Genomic DNA, 16148 nt, shown 5'->3' with positions numbered 1-16148 from the left:
CGGGTTTTCTTATGTCGGCGCGTGCTGCTGTCAGGCTGCGTCGCGGCGGGCATCCTGCGGGACCGGGCGGCCCAGACCGATCTCCTTGGCGAGCGCCGAACGCTGCGCCGCGTAGCCTGGCGCCACCATCGGGTAGTCCGCGGGCAGGCCGTAGCGCTGGCGGTAGGCCTGCGGCGTCAGCCCGTGCTTGGTCAGGTGACGCTTCAGCGTCTTGTAGGAACGGCCATCGATGAAGCTGACGATGCCGTTGTCGGTGATCGACTTGCGGATCTGAGCCGGGCTCGGTTGCTCCACGGGCTCCTCGGGCGCGGCGGCGGCCGTCGGTGCACCGAGGAGATTGGCCAACGCCGCGTGGACGTTGCCGATCAGCGCCGGCAGTTCGGAGGCCGGCACGGGGTTGTTCGAGACGTAGGCGGCGACGATGTCTCCCGCGAAGGTGATGATGTCGGGCCCCTGCTCCAGCGTTTCTTCTGTCATCTCTGATCCGTTCTGGTTCTCCGCAGCCATGAAGATTGCCCTTCCCAATCGAAGATCAAGGGTTTGGCCATGAAGTCTCGCGCAAGCCTCCCCGGCCGGGCATGCATGTTGCGGGCACGCGCACGCAGGAATGTCGCATGACGAGCGGGTGTGTCACGCAGGAATCTCGTAAAAAGTCCTTCCTCATCCACAAAACAACATAGATCAATCTCCGTGCTGGTGCGGGAATACCGGCTCGCCACATTCTCCGCCCGCGCTCATGGAGATCCGTAGGCCCGCCTCGTAGGGCAGGCTGCCGCAGCGACCGTTCGCATGCTGGCCGACCGCCTGCCCGATCCGTATCCGGCGGGCATGGATCTCAGCGCCCTCATCCTCATGGCCTCGGCCCTCACCTTCTCGGGCTTCGTCGTGCTCCTCGGCTGGCGCTGAGGCGCCGCCCGGCTTCGCGCGATCGCCTCACCCGGCCACGTAGGCGAGGTAGGCCGCGACGGTCACGACGGAGAGCACGGTGGAGACAAGGACCGTGTCCGCGGTGAGCGCGGCCTCACGGCGGTAGAATTCCGCCAGCATGAACGGGCCCGTGCCGGTGGGAAGCGCCGCCATCAGCACCGCCGTGTGGAGCGCGAGCGGCGAGAGATCGAACACGAAGCGTCCGAGCCCGTAGGCGAGGAACGGGTGGACGACGAGCTTCAGCCCGACGAGCCAGGCGGTCGCGCGGCGGTCCCGCCCCATCCCGTCTCCGCGACGCGGCTCGGCCAGGAACAGCCCGAGCGCCACCAGCGCGCAGGGTGAGGCTGCCCCGCCGAGCAGCTTCAGGAAGGCCTCCACGGGCGCCGGCACGCCGAGCCCGAGCAGCGGCACCAGCGCCCCGCAGAACGGCGCGACGAGGAGAGGGTTGCGCAGGAGCGCCAGGGCCACCGTGCGGGCGACCGGCCCGCGGCGGCGCCCGGACCGATCCCCGCCCTGGAGTCCCGCCTCGATCAGCACGATCGCGCCAGCGAAAACGACGCAGACCGTGAGGATCACCGCGATGGTGGTGGGCCCGAGCGCGGCGGGTCCCAGGGCGGCGAGCGCCAGCGGGAAGCCCATATAGCCGGTGTTCGGGTAGCTGGCGTTGAGCCCGTCGATCGCCGCGTCGGCGAGCGGCCGGCCCCGGCGCCGGGCGAGCCACGCGGTCAGGGCGAGGAGCGCGCCGCTGCTGAGGCCGAAGGTGGCGAGGAAGCCCGGCTGCCAGATCTCCGGCCCGACGCTGCGGGCCATCACGTCGAAGAGCAGGGCCGGCAGCGCGAGCCAGACCACGAAGCGGTTGAGCTCGGCCATGGCATGCGGCCCGAGCAGGCCGGTGCGGCGCGCCAGCCAGCCCGCGAGGATCAGCGCGAAGATCGGCAGCACGACCGCGAGCGTCGTGAGCATGGCGGGCCTCTCGACGGTTGAGGGGAGGGGGAGCGCGCTTCGCCCTATCGCGGACCTGTCACGAGCGGGAGCCCGCGCCGCCCGCGGCAGTTGCCCCAGGAGCGGCCCCGCGCCGCCGAAGCGCCCGACGAGGAACGATGCGATGAGCCGGCCCAACGACACCAGACCCGAGACCGATCCCGGCGAGGCGCCTTCCGGGGCGCGGGCCTACGGGGACCGGCCCGTGAGCGGGCGGCCGCAGGGCGGCCGGGCGCCGGGCGCGAGCGAGCCCGGCGACATGGGCTCGCCCGAGGGAACCGACACGGCGGAGAACGACCCGGGCGGGCGCGAGCGGCCCAATGACCGGCTCAAGCCGGGGGGCGGCTATCGCGGCGGCTGAGCGGGTCTGCGAGGCGTCCATTCCGGCCGGCACGGTTGTGCGGGGAGGTGCCGCACAGGAAAAAGCCCGCCCGGCCGGGGCCGAACGGGCTGAAGGCAGGGCCTTGGGCCCCTGGGAGGAGCCCTCACTCTAGCCAGATCTTGAGCACGCACAATTTCGCGGCACGCCGGTCTGGTATACCCGAGACGCGTGGTCAAGCTCGCGCCCCGGCGGCGCCGCTCAGACGACGCCCGCGGTCAGCAGATCGTGGACGTGGATGAGGCCGACCGGGCGGCCCGCCTCCACCACGAAGACCGCAGTGATGCGCTTGCGGTTCATCAGCTCCAGGGCCGAGCCCGCGAGGCTGTCGGGCTCGATGGTCACGGGGCGGGCCGTCATCACCTGCTCGACCGGCGTGGCCAGCAGCGCCGGCCCCATGTGGCGGCGCAGGTCGCCGTCCGTGACGATGCCGACGATCGCGCCCGCTTCGTCGAGCACGCCCGCGCAGCCGAAACGGTGCTCGGCGATGCGTACCAGCACCTCCGACATCGGCGTGCCGCGCGTGACCACCGGCATGGCCGCGCCCGCGTGCATGAGCTGGCGCACGGTCTTGAGGCGGGCCGCCAGCGTGCCGCCCGGGTGCAGGATCTTGAAGCGCGACGAGGTGAAGCCGCGCTGGCGCAGCAGCGCCACCGCGAGCGCGTCGCCGAGCGCGAGCTGAATCAGGCTGGAGGAGGTCGGCGCGAGGTCGTGCGGGCAGGATTCGCGCACCCGCGGCAGGGCCAGCACCACGTCGGCGGCCCGCCCCAGCGAGCTGTCGGTCCGCGAGGTGATCGCGATGAGCGGGATCGAGAAGCGGCGCGAGAAATTGGTGAGGTCGCCGAGCTCCGCCGTCTCGCCCGACCACGAGAGCGCCAGGATCGTGTCCTGGGGCGTGATCATGCCGAGGTCGCCGTGGCTCGCCTCGGTCGGATGGACGAAGAAGGCCGGCGTACCGGTGGAGGCCAGCGTCGCGGCGATCTTGCGGCCGATATGCCCGCTCTTGCCGACGCCGCAGACGATGACCCGTCCCTCGGTCTCGATCAGCCGCTCGACCGCCGCCGCGAAGGCCGGCCCGAGCTCGCCGCCGAGCGCGCCGCCCAGCGCGCGCATCGCGCCCATGCCGATCTCGATGCTCTGCAGGCCCGCCGCGCAGATCTCCGCCGCGGGTCCCCCGACCGCTGCCGGATCGAGCTCGACGACGGTCTCCTGCGCGCGCGCCACCATGTCCAGATCTCGCTGCCGGGAAGGGATACGGCGGCGCGGGCAGAAGCGCGCGACGGGTGCCGCCCCTCCGTTAGCGTGGCCAAATACGGCTGTTTGATGGTTCGCCGGCTCCCCGGCGGACCCGCGGCCGCGCCCCCGGGTCCTGCGCGAGGGACTTGGCCCCAGGGGACTTGGCCCCGGGGGACTTGGCCCCGGGGGACTTGGCCCCGGGGGATCCCGGATTGATCTCAGCCCGCTGCGACCGGGTGGTTCGCCATGATCTCGAGCGCGCGCACCAGGGCGGAGTGGTCGAGGCCGCCCGCGCCGTTGGCCGCGCAGGCCCCGAAGAGCTGCTGGGCGAGCGCTGTGCCGGGCAGGGCGAGGTCGAGCGCCTTGGCGCCCTCCAGCGCGAGGTTCAGGTCCTTGCGGTGGAGGTCGATGCGGAAGCCCGGCTGGAAGGTGCGCTCGATCATCCGGGCGCCGTGCAGTTCCAGGATGCGCGATGTGGCCAAGCCCCCGGTGATGGCCTGCCGGACCTTGGCCGGATCGGCACCGGCTTTGGACGCGAAGAGCAGCCCCTCGGCCACCGCCTCGATGGTGAGCGCCACGATGATCTGGTTGGCGACCTTGGCGACCTGACCGGCGCCGCTCTCGCCCACATGCGTCACGGTCTTGCCCATCAGGCGGAACAGGGGCTCGGCCCTGACGAAGGCCGCCTCGGAGCCGCCGACCATGATCGACAGGGCGGCGTTCTTCGCCCCCACCTCGCCGCCGGAGACCGGGGCGTCGAGGTAGTCGCAGCCGCGCGCGGCGATTCTGGCGGCGAAGTCCTTGGTGGCGATCGGCGAGATCGAGCTCATGTCGATCACGGTCTTCTCAGGGGCCAGCCCCTCGGCGACGCCGGCCGCGCCGAAGAGCACCGTCTCGACGTCGGGCGTGTCGGGCAGCATGAGAATGATCACGTCCGCGCGCTCCGCGACCTCGGCGGCGGTGGTGCAGGCTGTGCCGCCCGCGCTCAGGAGGGCGTCGGGCACGGAGCGGCGGCTCTTCAGGAACAGGCTGTGCCCGCCCGCGATCAGGTGGCCGGCCATGGGCGCGCCCATGATGCCGAGGCCGATGAAGCCGATATTCATGCTGGGATCTCCTGATTTGGGGCGCGGCTTCCCTCCCCCGCAGAGGGGGAGGGCCGATTCTGGCTCAGCCCTTGAAGCGGGCGGCGAGCGCCTCGGTCGCGCGGGCGAGCACGCCCATGTCGGAGCCGATAGCGGTGAAGCGGGTGCCGGCCGCGATGTAGCGGCGGGCCAGATCCTCGTTCGCCGTGAGGATGCCGGCGAGCTTGCCCGTCCGGGTGATGCGCGCCACCGTCTCCTCGATGATCGCCACCACCTCCGGGTGGTTCTGCTGGCCGAGATAGCCGAGGCTGGTCGAGAGGTCGCCGGGCCCGACGAAGACGCCGTCGACGCCCTCGACGCCCGCGATCTCCTCAAGATTGTCGAGCGCGCGCCGCGACTCGATCTGCACCGCGACGAAGATCTCGTCCTCGCAGCGGGCGTGGTAGTCCGGGATGCGGCCGAAGCGGGCGGCGCGGGGCGCCTGCGAGAAGCCGCGCACGCCCCGCGGCGCGTAGCGGGTCGCGGCCACCGCCCGGCGGGCCTGCTCGGCGTCGTCGATGTTGGGGATCATCAGCGACTGCGCGCCCGTGTCGAGGATGCGCTTGATGGTGATCGGCTCGTCGCTCGGCACCCGCACCATGGCGTGGGCCTCGCCCTCCATGATCGCCTGGAGCTGACCGTAGATGTCGCGCAGGTCGTTGGCCGAGTGCTCCATGTCGAGGAGCAGCCAGTCGAAGCCGGAGCCGGCCACGATCTCGGTCGAGATCGGGCTGGCGAGGCTGCACCACAGGCCGATCTGCTGACGGCCCGCCCTGAGGGCGGCCTTGAAGCGGTTGGTCAGGACGTCCATCGGGTTCTCCTCTTTCTCGGGTGCGGGAGCCCCGGTTCCCGGGGCACCCGCGATCCGCCACACGGGCGGCGCGCGGTCGCGCTTGCGGCTTCGCCGAGATGGGCGGCTCCGCGGCGCGCGGAGCCGGCAAGTCTCAGCGCACCAAGTCTCAGCGCACGAGACACGGCTTCTTGTTGTCGAAGGTCCAGTTCGGGATCAGGAACTGCATCGCAGCTGCATCGTCGCGGGCGCCGAGCCCGTGATCGCGGTAGAGGGCGTGGGCCCGCTCCACCTCGGCCCAGTCGAGCTCGATCCCGAGGCCCGGACGTTCCGGCACCCGCACGAGGCCGCCGCGGATCTGCAGCGGCTCCCTGGTGAGGCGCTCGCCGTCCTGCCAGATCCAGTGGGTGTCGATCGCCGTGACGGCGCCGGGAGCGGCCGCCGCCACGTGGGTGAACATTGCGAGCGACACGTCGAAATGGTTGTTCGAGTGCGAGCCCCAGGTCAGCCCGTGGTCGCGGCAGAGCTGGGCGACGCGGACCGAGCCAGCGAGCGTCCAGAAATGCGGGTCGGCCAGCGGGATGTCGACAGAGCCGAGCTGGATCGCGTGGTTCATCTGGCGCCAGTCGGTGGCGATCATGTTGGTGGCGGTGGGCAGGCCCGTGGCCCGGCGGAACTCCGCCATGATCTCGCGGCCCGAGAAGCCCTGTTCCGCCCCGCACGGGTCCTCCGCGTAGGCCAGGACGTCGCCGCGCCCCTTGCAGAGCCGGATCGCCTCTTCGAGCGACCACGCCCCGTTCGGGTCGAGCGTCACGCGAGCTCCGGGAAAGCGCGCGTGGATTGCCGTGACGGCGGCGATCTCGTCCTCGCCCGCCAGGACACCGCCCTTCAGCTTGAAGTCGTTGAAGCCGTAACGGTCGTAGGCCGCCTCCGCGAGGCGCGCGACGGCCTCGGGCGTCAGCGCCTCCTCGTCGCGCAAGCGGAACCAGCCGTCGCGGGCGGTCGGCTCCCGATAGGCGAGGTCCGTCCTGCGGCGGTCGCCGACGTAGAACAGGTAGCCCAGCATCTCGACCGCGTCGCGCTGCTGTCCCTCGCCGAGGAGGGCGGCCACCGGCACATCGAGGAACTGGCCGAGCAGGTCGAGGAAGGCCGATTCCACCGCCGTGACCGCGTGGATGGTGACGCGCAGGTCGAAGGTCTGGAGGCCGCGCCCGCCCGCATCCCGGTCGGCGAAGCGGGTCCGCACGGCGTTGAGCACCCGGTTCCAGGCGCCGAGCGGCTGGCCGACGACGAGGTCGCGGGCATCCTCCAGGGTCTGGCGGATGCGCTCGCCGCCGGGCACCTCGCCGAGGCCGGTGGCGCCGGTCGAGTCGGTGAGCACCACGAGGTTGCGGGTGAAGAAGGGTCCGTGCGCGCCCGAGAGGTTCAGCAGCATGCTGTCGCGCCCGGCGACGGGCACGACCTTCATCTCGGTGACGGTGGGCGCGCGCGAGAGCCCGCGCGCAGGAATCTGGGCTGCATCGGCCAGCATGAGCGTTCTCCCGGGTTCCACGGCATCTGACGCGCCGCTCGTCCGAGTCCCGTTCTAGAAACCCCTACGATGCGGGTCCAAGCCAAAGGCTGGATTGATCGATGCGGCGAACGCATCGATCCCGCCGCATCAGGACCCGGAACGCGGCTGACGGGTTGGCCCCCAGAGCCGCCAGACCCGGATTGCCCCTTGAGCGACGTCACCTATCCGCCCCTCGACGTGCCCAAGCCCGTGGCGCGCGACCTCTGGATCGTCGACAGCGGCCCCCTGCGGGCGGCCGGCGTGATGCCGCTGCCCGTGCGGATGAGTGTGGTGCGCCTCGCGGACGGCTCGCTCTGGCTGCACTCGCCGACGCGCTATGACCCGAACCTGCACCGAGCGCTCGCGGAGATCGGCCCGATCCGCCACCTCGTGGCGCCCAACATCGCGCACTGGACCCTGCTGCGCGCCTGGCAGCAGCACTGCCCGGAGGCGCTGACCTGGGCCGCGCCGAACCTGCGCCGGCGGGGCCAGGTGCGGCGGCAGATGCGCGCGGGCCTGCGCCTCGACCGCGACCTCGGCGCGGCCCCGCCGCCCGACTGGGCCCGCGACCTGCAGCAGGTGGTGGTGCCGGGGGCTCTGGGCTTTCGCGAGGTGGCCTTCTTCCACGAGGCCAGCCGGAGCCTGATCCTCACCGATCTCGTGCTGAACCTGGAGCCCGGGCGGCTGCCCTTCTGGATGCGCCCGCTGGCGCGGATCGTCGGCATCACCGCCCCGGACGGCCGGGCGCCGGCCTACCTGCGCGGCGCGATCCGCCTGGGCGGGGCCGACGCGCGGCGGGCGGCAGCGGCGCTCGTCGCGCTCGCGCCCGAGCGGGTGCTGTTCGCCCACGGCGCGTGGTTCGCCCGCGACGGCACCGCGGCGCTGCGCCGCTCCCTGCGCTGGCTGCTCGCCTGAGACGGTTGCGCGATCCCAAAGGGCCCGGGCCCTTTGGCGGGGTCCCGGGACGGGGCCCCGGGTTGGGACCTCCGACCCGGCAGAGCCGGGATGGAGGTTCCAAATGCAGGGTTCCATCCTGCACCCGCGAGAGGTCTCGACCTCTCGACGCCATGACCCTCCCGCCGCTGCGGCGACCCGCCCCGGCGCGCGGGCGGAACGGCCGGGCCCCAGCCGCCATTGGCCTGACCGCGCCGCTTCACCGGCCCCTCACCAACCCCCTTGTCCTCGATGATGCAGATCCTTGTGGCCGACGGAAACGTGGCCGCGGCGCGCCGGGAGCATGTCCGCGCCACGGGCGAGACCTCCGCGGAGGCCTACGCCGCGCTCCTCACGGACCTCGACCCAGAGGTCGCCTGCACGATCCTCGAACCGGCCGATGCCGGGGCCGCCCTGCCCGCGGGCGCGGAGCTCGCCGGGTTCGACGGCGTGGTCTTCACCGGCTCGCAGCTCCACGTCACCGAGGACGGCGAGCCCGTGCGGCGCCAGCGCGCCCTGATGCGGACCGCCCTGGAAGCGGGCCTGCCGGTCTTCGGCTCGTGCTGGGGCGTCCAGCTCGCCGCGGCCGTGGCGGGCGGCCGCATCGGTCCGAACCCGTGCGGGCCCGAATACGGCTTCGCCCGGCGCCTCGTCCCGACCGGGGCGGGGCGGGAGCACCCGCTCCTCGCCGGACGCCCGGCCACCTGGGACGCGCCCGCGATGCATCTCGACGCGGTGCTGGAGCCGCCGCCCGGCGCCGAGGTGCTGGCCGGGAACGGCCTGCTGGCCGTCCAGGCGCTGGCGCTCCGGCTCGGGCCCGGCACCTTCTGGGGCACGCAGTACCATCCGGAACTCGACCTCGACGAACTTGCCGCGATGCTGCGCCTGTCCGAGCCCGATATCCTCGAATCCGGCCTGTGCCGGGACAGCGCGGCGCTCGCCGCCTACGCGGACGAGGTCGCGGCGCTGCACGCCGGCGAGCGGCCCGACCTCGCGTGGCGTCACGGGCTCGGCCCCGAGGTGCTGGAGGCGCCCCGGCGGCGGCGCGAGATCGGAAACTTCCTGGCCCATCTGGTGCGCCTGCACGCCGCGCGACGTTGAAGGGACACCGCGCGACGTTGAAGGGACGCCGCGCGATGCTGAGAGATGCCGCGCGACGCCGAGAGAACGCGCCGCTGCTGGGCCGAGCATGCCGCAGCCGCCCGCCGGAACCGGGCAGGCGCGGGCGCGTCGTTCCTGATAGCCTCACGATGCCGTCAGCCCCCGAGGACGACCATGCCGATCCCGACCCTCCGGATGCCGACCCTGTGCCTTCTCGCCGCCGTGGCGCTGCCCGGGACGGCCGAGGCCCAGGTCACGCCCGACCTGAACAGCTGGAACCGCTCGCTCTCCTACCAGAGCGACATGCGCTCGCAGCAGCTCTCGCAGACGAGCGAGCTGAACACCCTGCGGATGCAGGCCCAGCGCAACGTGCAGTTCGCCCCGGCCCCCATCGTCGCGCCCGGCGTGGTCCTGCGCCGCGGCGGCTTCTCGGCCCGGGGCCCGCGCCACTCGGGCGTGCGCACCGGCCGCACCGGGCTCGACCGCTCCCTCGACACCGGCGTCTGCATCGGCTGCTGATCCGCGCGGGCCGGCTCGCGGCCTCCGGGTTGCGGACCCGGAAGCCGGCCCCACGTCAGGGCGGCACAGAGCCCGGACACAGGGAGCCCTCCATGGCCACCATCATGCCCGCCACCATGCCCGCTCGTGCGCCGGGCCCGGACCATCCGCCGCTGCGCACGGTGAATCCGGGCATGCCGCCCGGCATCCCGACGCCGCCGAATCCCGGCGAGATGCCGCCGCCGAACCTGCCGCCCCCGGAGAATCCCGATACCGGGCCGACCGGACCGCGCGTGCCGGGCCCCGACCCGGACGTGGACGAGCCGCCGGACCCGGCCCAGGTGCCGGACCGGCTGCCGGGCATCCCGACCGGCCCCGGCACCCGCCACGCGGCGCCACACGCATCAGCCTGACGCCGTCCCGCCTCAATGCTCCGTTCCGGGCCGGTTGGGGCGCGGCGGGCCGCCATGGTGCTCGGTGAAGCTGGAACGCCGGGGATCGCCCTTGGATTGCGCGACCCGGCGCCGGAAGACGGCGGCCACGACGAGGACGATGGCCAGTGTGGCGACGGCCAGGATGATGATGAGATAGTCGTTGTCCGGCATGTCGAAAATTCTCCGTGCGACTCCACGGAGCAAAGTTCAGATCTCCCGAAAGTTCCTCCTCTATAACCGCGCACAGCATCTTCGGTCACAGCTCGCTGCGCCGCACACCGAAGATTCGGAGACCTGAATAGAAAATCATGCATTCCAGGGTGCAGGATTTTTCAGTCCCCTGTACAGTTCCGGACACAGCACATCCGAACAGGCATTGCGGACGGCGCAGCTTAGGATCAAGATCCCGGAAAACGGCGACGCCGACCGGCTCGCGCCGGCCTCTTGCCGTCGCCTGCCGGCCCACGAGCGGTCCGCCGCGGGAGGGCCCACACGCATGGCCGACAAGAGCGACGAGCCGGGGACGCTGACGCGCGCCTCGACCTTCCTGTTCCTGCACACCGAGCACGCGATCTACGCGATCCTCGGCCTGCTGCTCGCCGTGACGGCGCTGCTCGCGCTGTACGATGCCGCCCGCCTGACCCTGGAGGCGATCCAGGCCCAGGGCCGGGCCGCGCAGCTCCTGGAGGTGGTGGACCGGCTGCTGTTCCTGCTGATGCTGGTCGAGATCCTGCACACGGTGCGGGTCTCGATGCGCTCCGGGCGGCTGACCTGCGAGCCGTTCCTGATCGTCGGGCTGATCGCCTCGATCCGGCGGGTCCTGGTGGTCACGCTGCAATCCGCCGAGGTCATGCACAGCAAGGATTGGACACCCGAGAAGCAGGCCCTGTTCCAGGCCTCGATGATCGAGCTCGGGGTTCTGGCGGGCCTGATCCTGGCGATCGTGCTGTCGATCTTCCTGCTTCACCGCGCCCGCGACGGCGGCCAGCCAGCCGGGGAGGAGAGCGCGTAACCCCGTGAGGATGCGGGGCCGTGCCGGTGCCGCGGGGCCGGCCCGTGCGTCAGAAGCGGTAGCCGAGGCCGGCCCCGACGATCATCATGTCGAGCTTCACCGTCGCGCTGCCGGGCCCGATGCGGGACACAAGGGGCGGCAGGAAGATCTGCTTGAACTCCAGGTTCGCGTACCAGCGCCCGCCGAGATGATAGTCGAGGCCGGCCTGGAGCATCGGTCCGAGCTGCGGGTCGGCCTTCATCGCGGTGACGAACGGCTTCGCCGGCTCGTAGGCGAGCGGAACCGTGTAGCCGATACCCGCACCCAGATAGGGCTTGAAGCCGCCCTCGAGTGGGATGTGGAACTGGATTGCGGCCGTCAGGCTGGCGCTCCAGGTGTCGCCGATCGGCAGGTTGCCGATGTAGGACCCGCGGATGGAGGTCCGCGTCGAGACGATGCCGGCCTGGCCCGCGAGAGCGAAATGGTCGGTGAGGAAGTACGTCGCGTCCAGATCCGGCAGCGCCCGCGCGGGGGTGACGACGCGCCCGCCGATCGGCTCGACCCGGGAATGCTGGTTGACCGGTATGGACCCGACGACCCGGCCGCGGACCAGGATGCTGCCCGCGCCCAGGCTTCCGGGGTCCGGCTCCGGCGCAGGCTCCGCCGCCCGGACGGGCCCGGCAAGGCCGAGGGCGCAGACAGCGACCGTAAGAGCGGCGCGCCGCGGTCGCGGGGCCGCGACGGGCGGCGCCGGGCGGGAGCGAGAGCTGACGATCATGGGCATCGCGGGACGTCGTCCTGGGCGGAGAAGGTTGCGGCCGGGCCGTGACGCGGATGCGCGTCGGGTCCCCGGAGGAGCCGGAGGGTGGGGTCATGCGACGCGCCCGCGAGCCTGCGGCGCGGGCTCGGGCAGGTTCAGAACGGCCCGATTCCGGCCGTCCCTCTTGGCCGCGTAGAGGGCCGCGTCGGCCCGGGCGACGGCCGCGTCGATCTTCGCCTCGCCGGCCGCCACCAAGGAGGCGCCGATGCTCACCGTGACCGCGACGGGTCCGCGGTCCAGCGCGAAGGAGCGGCCGGACACGGCCTCGCGCAGGCGCTCGGCGACGATGACGGCCGCGGCACCGTCGGCCCGTTCGAGAACCGCGAGGAACTCCTCCCCGCCCCAGCGCGCGACGATGTCATCCGCCCGCATGGCATTCTGAAGCCGCGCGGCCACGTCCGCCAGGACCCGGTCGCCGCTCTCGTGCCCGTAGGTGTCGTTGATCGACTTGAAGTGGTCGATGTCGATCACGAGGAGGGCGCCGGACAGCGCACGGTTCCGCGTGGCGGCTCTCCGGTCGAGCGCGGCGGCAAGGCCGCGCCGGTTCGGCAGGCCGGTGAGCGGGTCCGTATCGGCCAGGCGGCTGATCCTCACATGCGCGCGCTCGCTCACCATCGCGAGGTAGCCGACCTGGATGAAGACGCCGCACCATTGGTCGAACAGAAGCGCGTAGACGCCGCTCTCCGGCGCGGCGAGGCGCTCGCTGGCGAAGTGGATGACGAGGATCGAGGCGAGGAAGACCGCGGTGTAGCCGACGAAGCCCGAGAGGACGGTATACTGCGTCCAGAGACGCTCCTTGGCCGGCGTCCGCAGGATCTCGACGGCGCACAGGCTCGTGCTGACGGCCAGGATCCCGAACAGGACCGTGAAGCACCATTCCACCGGGACGCCGAGCCACATCAGGCCGCCGTAGAGGAGGCCGGGGCCGAGGGTGAGCATGACGGCCAGCGGGAGGTGGAGCGGCCGCTCATGGAAGAGCCGCAGGCCGACCCAGGAGACCGCGAGGCTCGCCCCGTACAGGACGTAGATGACGGCGCCTCTGGCGGCCCCCAGCGGGACCGCCGGCGGATCCCCCAGCATCAGGAACGAGGCCGCGAGCGAGCTGACGAGCGCACTCGCCCAGACAGCGAAGTAGATCTCGCGCGGATGTCGCAGCAGCGTGACCAGGAAGACGGAGGTGAAGGCGATCCGGCTCACGATGCTCGCGATCTGAAGCGTGCCGAAATCGAGGGGCATCACTCAACCCGCCTGGAGACGCGCGTCCGGCGGGTCCGGCATCGCGGACGGATCCGGGCCGCGGATGCCGGCGGACGGCGCGGCCCGGGCGGGACGATGGCGGCGCGGCAGGGCCGCGCAGATCGGCGCGGATCCGGTCGTCGGCGGCACGGCCGGCGGGCGGTCAGGCGTGGGATCGGCCTCCGCGGGAGCCGGCCTGACCGCAGGTTGCGGCGCGTCCGGCGACTGTACGAACGAGCGGGCCGGGACGTGCGCCTTCCCGGCAGGTGTTTCCCATTTGCCGGACAGGTCTCTCCGCAGGGCAGGACTTGAACCGCCTCTCATTGGGGGCAGCGGTGGTCTGCTTTCGCGCGCCCCGAACTCATCACCCTGGCACACGTCGAAGGCCTTCACGATCGCACGGCAAACTTCTTCCTGCATCTGACCCTGAAATACTAAGGAATGCTTATTTGTGAAATTATCTACTGCTGATTGCTATGAACAACTGAGATAACTTCAAATTGTATTGCGCGGGTGCGTCCTCCAGGCGACCGCGGAGCGGGGACGTGCGTGAGCGGGCCGGAAGCGGCCGGCAGCGCGGTCCCACGGATGATGGGGATGGCGCCTGCCCCTGCCTTCGCAGGGCGGCGGGCCCTCGGCCGACGCGCGGAGGCGCGTTCAGTACGGCCGGGGCGGATTCAGGTAGGTCGAGGTCTCCGGTCGCACCACGGTGACGAGCCCCTCCGCCTCCAGCTCGTTGCGCCGCCGGAAGGCCAGCACCTCCAGCACGGCGGCCACCAGGAAGGCGCAGGCGATGACGACGAAGAGGCCCATCCGCAGATCTCCCGACTCGATGCGAACGTGGTGAGCGAAGGTGGTGGGGTTGGGCGTGCCGACGCGGTCAGTTCCGGGCCGGCGGCGTGGGCGGAGCGGGCGGTATGGCACCGTCCGCGCTCGCCCGTTTCTCCGGGTTGCGCGCCTGGCTGTAGGCGATGTTTGCGAAATTGCCGATCACGGCGGGCCACGAGCGCGCCGCCTCCGGCGCGCCCGCCCGCTGCCGCTCCAGGTAGGGCTCCCGGCCGACCTGGCAGTAGAGCGTGGTGAGGCCGTTCACCAGCTCGTCGTCCAGGCTCTGGCCGCCGGTCCCGGCCGGCTTGTCGCCGTAGGCGGCCTTCACCTGCGGCAGGAGCTTGGCGAGCGCCGGCACGAACTGCTCCTGGGTCAGGCCCTTGAGCGCGTCGGCGGCGCCCGCCGTCTCGAAGGCCTTCAGCACCGTCCCCTGCGCCACCTCGGCGCAGGGCGCGTTGCCGGCGAGCATCGTCTGCGTGGCGGCGCGCGCGTCCGAGGCGGCGCTGTCGGAGCTGATCGCCGGGGCGCTGTTGCCCCAGGAATTGCGGATGTAGTCGGTGACGTTGCGGACCTCGACGTCGGTCATCTCCTGGCCGATCGCCGGCATCGGAGCGTAGCCGCTCTGGGCGGCAAGCCCGCCGTAGATCACCCGCAGCACCGTCTCGGGTCCGGCCGACTGCACGGAGGTGTTGCCGGCCAGCGCCGGCACCGCGCCCGGGATGCCCCGGCCGTCCGGCTGGTGGCAGGAGGAGCAGTAGGTCAGGTAGGTGTCGGCACCCGGGGCGCCCGGCTGGTTGAAGGCCTGCAGGTCCTTCGCCTTGTAGGTCTGCTTGGCGGGGATCGTGCGCAGATACGCGACCATCGCCTTCAGGTCGGCGTCGGTCATCTTCGAGAGCGATTCCTCGATGGTCTGGCGCATCGGGCCGGCGGCGACGCCCGGCCGGTTGCCGGGCGCGGTGCCGGTCTTGAGGTAGGTCACCACCTGCGCGTCGGTCCAGCCGCCGATGCCCTGGTGATCGTCGGGCGTGATGTTGGGGGCGTACCAGCCGTCGATGACGCCGCCGCCGAAGCGGCCGGCGAGGCTGGAATTGCCCACGAGCTTGCGCTCGTTGTGGCACATGCCGCAATGGCCGAGCCCCTCTACGAGGTAGCCGCCGCGGTTGACCTCTTCGCTCGCCTGCGGGTCCGGCTTGAAGCGGTCGTTGGTGAAGAAGGCGGTGCGCCACGTGATCAGCGCCGTGCGGACGTTGAACGGGAAGGGGATCTCGTTGTCCTGCCGCTTCTCGTTCACCGGCTCCAGCGACTTCAGGTAGGCGAAGATCGCCCGCGTGTCGTCGTCGGTGACCTTGGTGTACCAGCCGAACGGGAAGGCCGGGTAGAGATACTCGCCCCCGTCGCCGATGCCCTGCCGGAAGGCGCGCTCGAAGGTGGCGTAGTCCCACTTGCCGATGCCGGTCTCGGGGTCGGGCGTCAGGTTGGGCGTGAGGATCGCGCCGATCGGCGTGTTGAGCCGGTAGTTGCCGGCGAACGGCTTGCCGCCGGGCGCCGTGTGGCAGGCGACGCAATCGCCCGCCGTGACGAGGTACTTGCCCCGCGCGATCAGCTCGGGATCGGAAAAGTTCGGCTCCTGCGCGGCGGCGGGCGCCGCCAGCAGGGTGCCAGAGACGATACCTGTCAGGACGGCGCCCGCGAGGGCGTGGGCGGCGCTGCGGTCCATGGGCCTCTCCTCCAGGGTCGTCGGGACTGTGCTGTGGTGACGGGTGCGTCGGGACTCTTCGTGTGCAGCGGATCCACGCTATCAAGCGCCGCGCGCTCCCTCGCCCGCGCATGGGCGAGGGAGGGGCGGCGGGCGCCGCCGCTTCGTGCGTTCGTGTCGGCGCGAGACCGAACCCAACGCCAGCGCCTCAGCCGATGTTGCGGATGGTTCCCTGCGGCGAAGCGTCTTCGGGCGACGCAGGGCCAGTTCGGTGAGGTGGGCGCCGCCGGCGAGCGCCAGCGCTCCGGCGATCCAGGGCCAGGGCGCGCCGGCGAGGCCCGCGCGGAGCGCCAGCAGCAGGCCCGCCCCCGCGGCGAGCCCGGCGAGCAGGGGCGCGCGCGGACCGAACCGGCGGGGCGAAAGCGCCACGAGAGCGGCCTCCGCCGCCACGAGGATCAGGATCAGGTCGACGATCCGACCGGACGCGACGAGAGAGCCGAGCGCGTCCATCTCACGCCCTCCCGATGCCGGACGGGGCGGGATTGAGCCGCACGATGGTGAGGTTCAGGAGTCCCGCGACCCCGACCCAGGCGAGGTAGGGCAGGACGAGCGCGGCCGCGAGGCC

18 protein-coding genes are annotated in these 16148 nt (G+C 72.0%); 6 read left to right on the top strand and 12 right to left on the bottom strand.

Going from position 1 to position 16148, the window contains the following annotated elements; all coding sequences use genetic code 11:
* Window positions 1-30 precede the first annotated feature (30 nt).
* Both MFF54_RS24700 and MFF54_RS24695 read right to left on the bottom strand, forming a co-directional pair.
* The gene (locus tag MFF54_RS24700) at window positions 31-477 is read right to left on the bottom strand and encodes a Ros/MucR family transcriptional regulator (protein WP_238306849.1); all 447 of its coding nucleotides are present in this window, start codon (window positions 475-477) and stop codon (window positions 31-33) included.
* Between the two features lie 456 nt (window positions 478-933).
* Window positions 934-1890, bottom strand: coding sequence for an AEC family transporter (locus MFF54_RS24695; protein ID WP_238306848.1), 957 nt, complete (start codon window positions 1888-1890; stop codon window positions 934-936).
* Window positions 1891-2032: 142 nt separating this feature from the next.
* Here MFF54_RS24695 and MFF54_RS24690 point away from each other — a divergent pair, with 142 nt between their 5' ends.
* Entirely contained in the window at window positions 2033-2269 is a 237-nt protein-coding gene (locus tag MFF54_RS24690) for a hypothetical protein (RefSeq protein ID WP_238306847.1), read from the top strand.
* A gap of 219 nt (window positions 2270-2488) precedes the next feature.
* Here the strand turns inward: MFF54_RS24690 and MFF54_RS24685 are convergent, their stop codons facing one another.
* The 4 genes from MFF54_RS24685 to gudD all read right to left on the bottom strand — a co-directional run bounded on the left by MFF54_RS24685 (window position 2489) and on the right by gudD (window position 6965).
* Entirely contained in the window at window positions 2489-3514 is a 1026-nt protein-coding gene (locus MFF54_RS24685; protein WP_238306846.1) for a KpsF/GutQ family sugar-phosphate isomerase, read from the bottom strand.
* A 227-nt stretch (window positions 3515-3741) separates the two neighbouring features.
* Entirely contained in the window at window positions 3742-4626 is an 885-nt protein-coding gene (locus tag MFF54_RS24680; RefSeq protein WP_238306845.1) for a 2-hydroxy-3-oxopropionate reductase, read from the bottom strand.
* Window positions 4627-4690: 64 nt separating this feature from the next.
* Complete coding sequence (locus MFF54_RS24675; protein ID WP_238306844.1) at window positions 4691-5455, bottom strand: HpcH/HpaI aldolase family protein; 765 nt, start codon at window positions 5453-5455, stop codon at window positions 4691-4693.
* Window positions 5456-5603: 148 nt separating this feature from the next.
* Complete coding sequence (gene gudD, locus MFF54_RS24670) at window positions 5604-6965, bottom strand: glucarate dehydratase (RefSeq protein WP_238306843.1); 1362 nt, start codon at window positions 6963-6965, stop codon at window positions 5604-5606.
* Window positions 6966-7154: 189 nt separating this feature from the next.
* Here gudD and MFF54_RS24665 point away from each other — a divergent pair, with 189 nt between their 5' ends.
* The 4 genes from MFF54_RS24665 (at window position 7155) to MFF54_RS24650 (ending at window position 9931) form a co-directional block, all read left to right on the top strand.
* The gene (locus tag MFF54_RS24665) at window positions 7155-7901 is read left to right on the top strand and encodes a DUF4336 domain-containing protein (protein WP_238306842.1); all 747 of its coding nucleotides are present in this window, start codon (window positions 7155-7157) and stop codon (window positions 7899-7901) included.
* 270 nt (window positions 7902-8171) lie between these two features.
* Window positions 8172-9020 carry a type 1 glutamine amidotransferase gene (locus tag MFF54_RS24660; protein ID WP_238306841.1) on the top strand — a complete coding sequence of 283 codons (849 nt, stop codon included), beginning with the start codon at window positions 8172-8174 and terminating at the stop codon, window positions 9018-9020.
* Between the two features lie 174 nt (window positions 9021-9194).
* Window positions 9195-9539 (top strand): hypothetical protein, encoded by a 345-nt coding sequence (locus MFF54_RS24655; protein ID WP_238306840.1) that lies wholly within the window; start codon window positions 9195-9197, stop codon window positions 9537-9539.
* A gap of 92 nt (window positions 9540-9631) precedes the next feature.
* Window positions 9632-9931, top strand: coding sequence for a hypothetical protein (locus tag MFF54_RS24650; protein WP_238306839.1), 300 nt, complete (start codon window positions 9632-9634; stop codon window positions 9929-9931).
* A gap of 12 nt (window positions 9932-9943) precedes the next feature.
* Here the strand turns inward: MFF54_RS24650 and MFF54_RS24645 are convergent, their stop codons facing one another.
* Window positions 9944-10123: a hypothetical protein gene (locus tag MFF54_RS24645; protein ID WP_238306838.1), complete on the bottom strand. Its 180-nt coding sequence runs from the start codon at window positions 10121-10123 to the stop codon at window positions 9944-9946.
* A gap of 325 nt (window positions 10124-10448) precedes the next feature.
* Between MFF54_RS24645 and MFF54_RS24640 the strand changes: the two genes are divergently transcribed.
* Complete coding sequence (locus MFF54_RS24640; RefSeq protein WP_238306837.1) at window positions 10449-10964, top strand: phosphate-starvation-inducible PsiE family protein; 516 nt, start codon at window positions 10449-10451, stop codon at window positions 10962-10964.
* A gap of 49 nt (window positions 10965-11013) precedes the next feature.
* Here MFF54_RS24640 and MFF54_RS24635 read toward each other — a convergent pair whose 3' ends face one another.
* From MFF54_RS24635 to MFF54_RS24615, 5 genes are all read right to left on the bottom strand, one after another.
* Window positions 11014-11721: an OmpW/AlkL family protein gene (locus tag MFF54_RS24635; RefSeq protein WP_238306836.1), complete on the bottom strand. Its 708-nt coding sequence runs from the start codon at window positions 11719-11721 to the stop codon at window positions 11014-11016.
* Window positions 11722-11814: 93 nt separating this feature from the next.
* A complete protein-coding gene (locus tag MFF54_RS24630) occupies window positions 11815-12999 on the bottom strand; it encodes a GGDEF domain-containing protein (RefSeq protein WP_238306835.1) in 1185 nt (394 codons plus the stop codon).
* A gap of 657 nt (window positions 13000-13656) precedes the next feature.
* Window positions 13657-13812, bottom strand: a complete 156-nt coding sequence (locus tag MFF54_RS24625; RefSeq protein WP_238306834.1) for a hypothetical protein — start codon at window positions 13810-13812, stop codon at window positions 13657-13659.
* 67 nt (window positions 13813-13879) lie between these two features.
* On the bottom strand, window positions 13880-15544 hold the full coding sequence (locus MFF54_RS24620; protein ID WP_238306833.1) for a cytochrome c: 1665 nt from the start codon (window positions 15542-15544) through the stop codon (window positions 13880-13882).
* A gap of 81 nt (window positions 15545-15625) precedes the next feature.
* On the bottom strand, window positions 15626-16033 hold the full coding sequence (locus MFF54_RS24615) for a hypothetical protein (protein ID WP_238306832.1): 408 nt from the start codon (window positions 16031-16033) through the stop codon (window positions 15626-15628).
* Window positions 16034-16148: the final 115 nt, after the last annotated feature.

It is taken from the genome of Methylobacterium gregans (assembly GCF_022179245.1).
GTDB lineage: Bacteria > Pseudomonadota > Alphaproteobacteria > Rhizobiales > Beijerinckiaceae > Methylobacterium > Methylobacterium gregans.
This window is presented reverse-complemented; position numbering and strand designations above follow the sequence as displayed.

What these genes read in the sequence shown, in the direction of transcription:
- MFF54_RS24655 (WP_238306840.1), top strand. Translation starts at nt 9,195, where the DNA reads ATGCCGATCCCGACCCTCCGGATGCCGACCCTGTGCCTTCTCGCCGCC.
- MFF54_RS24660 (WP_238306841.1), top strand. Translation starts at nt 8,172, where the DNA reads ATGATGCAGATCCTTGTGGCCGACGGAAACGTGGCCGCGGCGCGCCGG.
- MFF54_RS24685 (WP_238306846.1), bottom strand. Translation starts at nt 3,514, where the DNA reads ATGGTGGCGCGCGCGCAGGAGACCGTCGTCGAGCTCGATCCGGCAGCG.
- MFF54_RS24700 (WP_238306849.1), bottom strand. Translation starts at nt 477, where the DNA reads ATGACAGAAGAAACGCTGGAGCAGGGGCCCGACATCATCACCTTCGCG.
- MFF54_RS24635 (WP_238306836.1), bottom strand. Translation starts at nt 11,721, where the DNA reads ATGATCGTCAGCTCTCGCTCCCGCCCGGCGCCGCCCGTCGCGGCCCCG.
- MFF54_RS24630 (WP_238306835.1), bottom strand. Translation starts at nt 12,999, where the DNA reads ATGCCCCTCGATTTCGGCACGCTTCAGATCGCGAGCATCGTGAGCCGG.
- gudD (WP_238306843.1), bottom strand. Translation starts at nt 6,965, where the DNA reads ATGCTGGCCGATGCAGCCCAGATTCCTGCGCGCGGGCTCTCGCGCGCG.
- MFF54_RS24680 (WP_238306845.1), bottom strand. Translation starts at nt 4,626, where the DNA reads ATGAATATCGGCTTCATCGGCCTCGGCATCATGGGCGCGCCCATGGCC.
- MFF54_RS24645 (WP_238306838.1), bottom strand. Translation starts at nt 10,123, where the DNA reads ATGCCGGACAACGACTATCTCATCATCATCCTGGCCGTCGCCACACTG.
- MFF54_RS24650 (WP_238306839.1), top strand. Translation starts at nt 9,632, where the DNA reads ATGGCCACCATCATGCCCGCCACCATGCCCGCTCGTGCGCCGGGCCCG.
- MFF54_RS24675 (WP_238306844.1), bottom strand. Translation starts at nt 5,455, where the DNA reads ATGGACGTCCTGACCAACCGCTTCAAGGCCGCCCTCAGGGCGGGCCGT.
- MFF54_RS24615 (WP_238306832.1), bottom strand. Translation starts at nt 16,033, where the DNA reads ATGGACGCGCTCGGCTCTCTCGTCGCGTCCGGTCGGATCGTCGACCTG.
- MFF54_RS24625 (WP_238306834.1), bottom strand. Translation starts at nt 13,812, where the DNA reads ATGGGCCTCTTCGTCGTCATCGCCTGCGCCTTCCTGGTGGCCGCCGTG.
- MFF54_RS24620 (WP_238306833.1), bottom strand. Translation starts at nt 15,544, where the DNA reads ATGGACCGCAGCGCCGCCCACGCCCTCGCGGGCGCCGTCCTGACAGGT.
- MFF54_RS24695 (WP_238306848.1), bottom strand. Translation starts at nt 1,890, where the DNA reads ATGCTCACGACGCTCGCGGTCGTGCTGCCGATCTTCGCGCTGATCCTC.
- MFF54_RS24640 (WP_238306837.1), top strand. Translation starts at nt 10,449, where the DNA reads ATGGCCGACAAGAGCGACGAGCCGGGGACGCTGACGCGCGCCTCGACC.
- MFF54_RS24690 (WP_238306847.1), top strand. Translation starts at nt 2,033, where the DNA reads ATGAGCCGGCCCAACGACACCAGACCCGAGACCGATCCCGGCGAGGCG.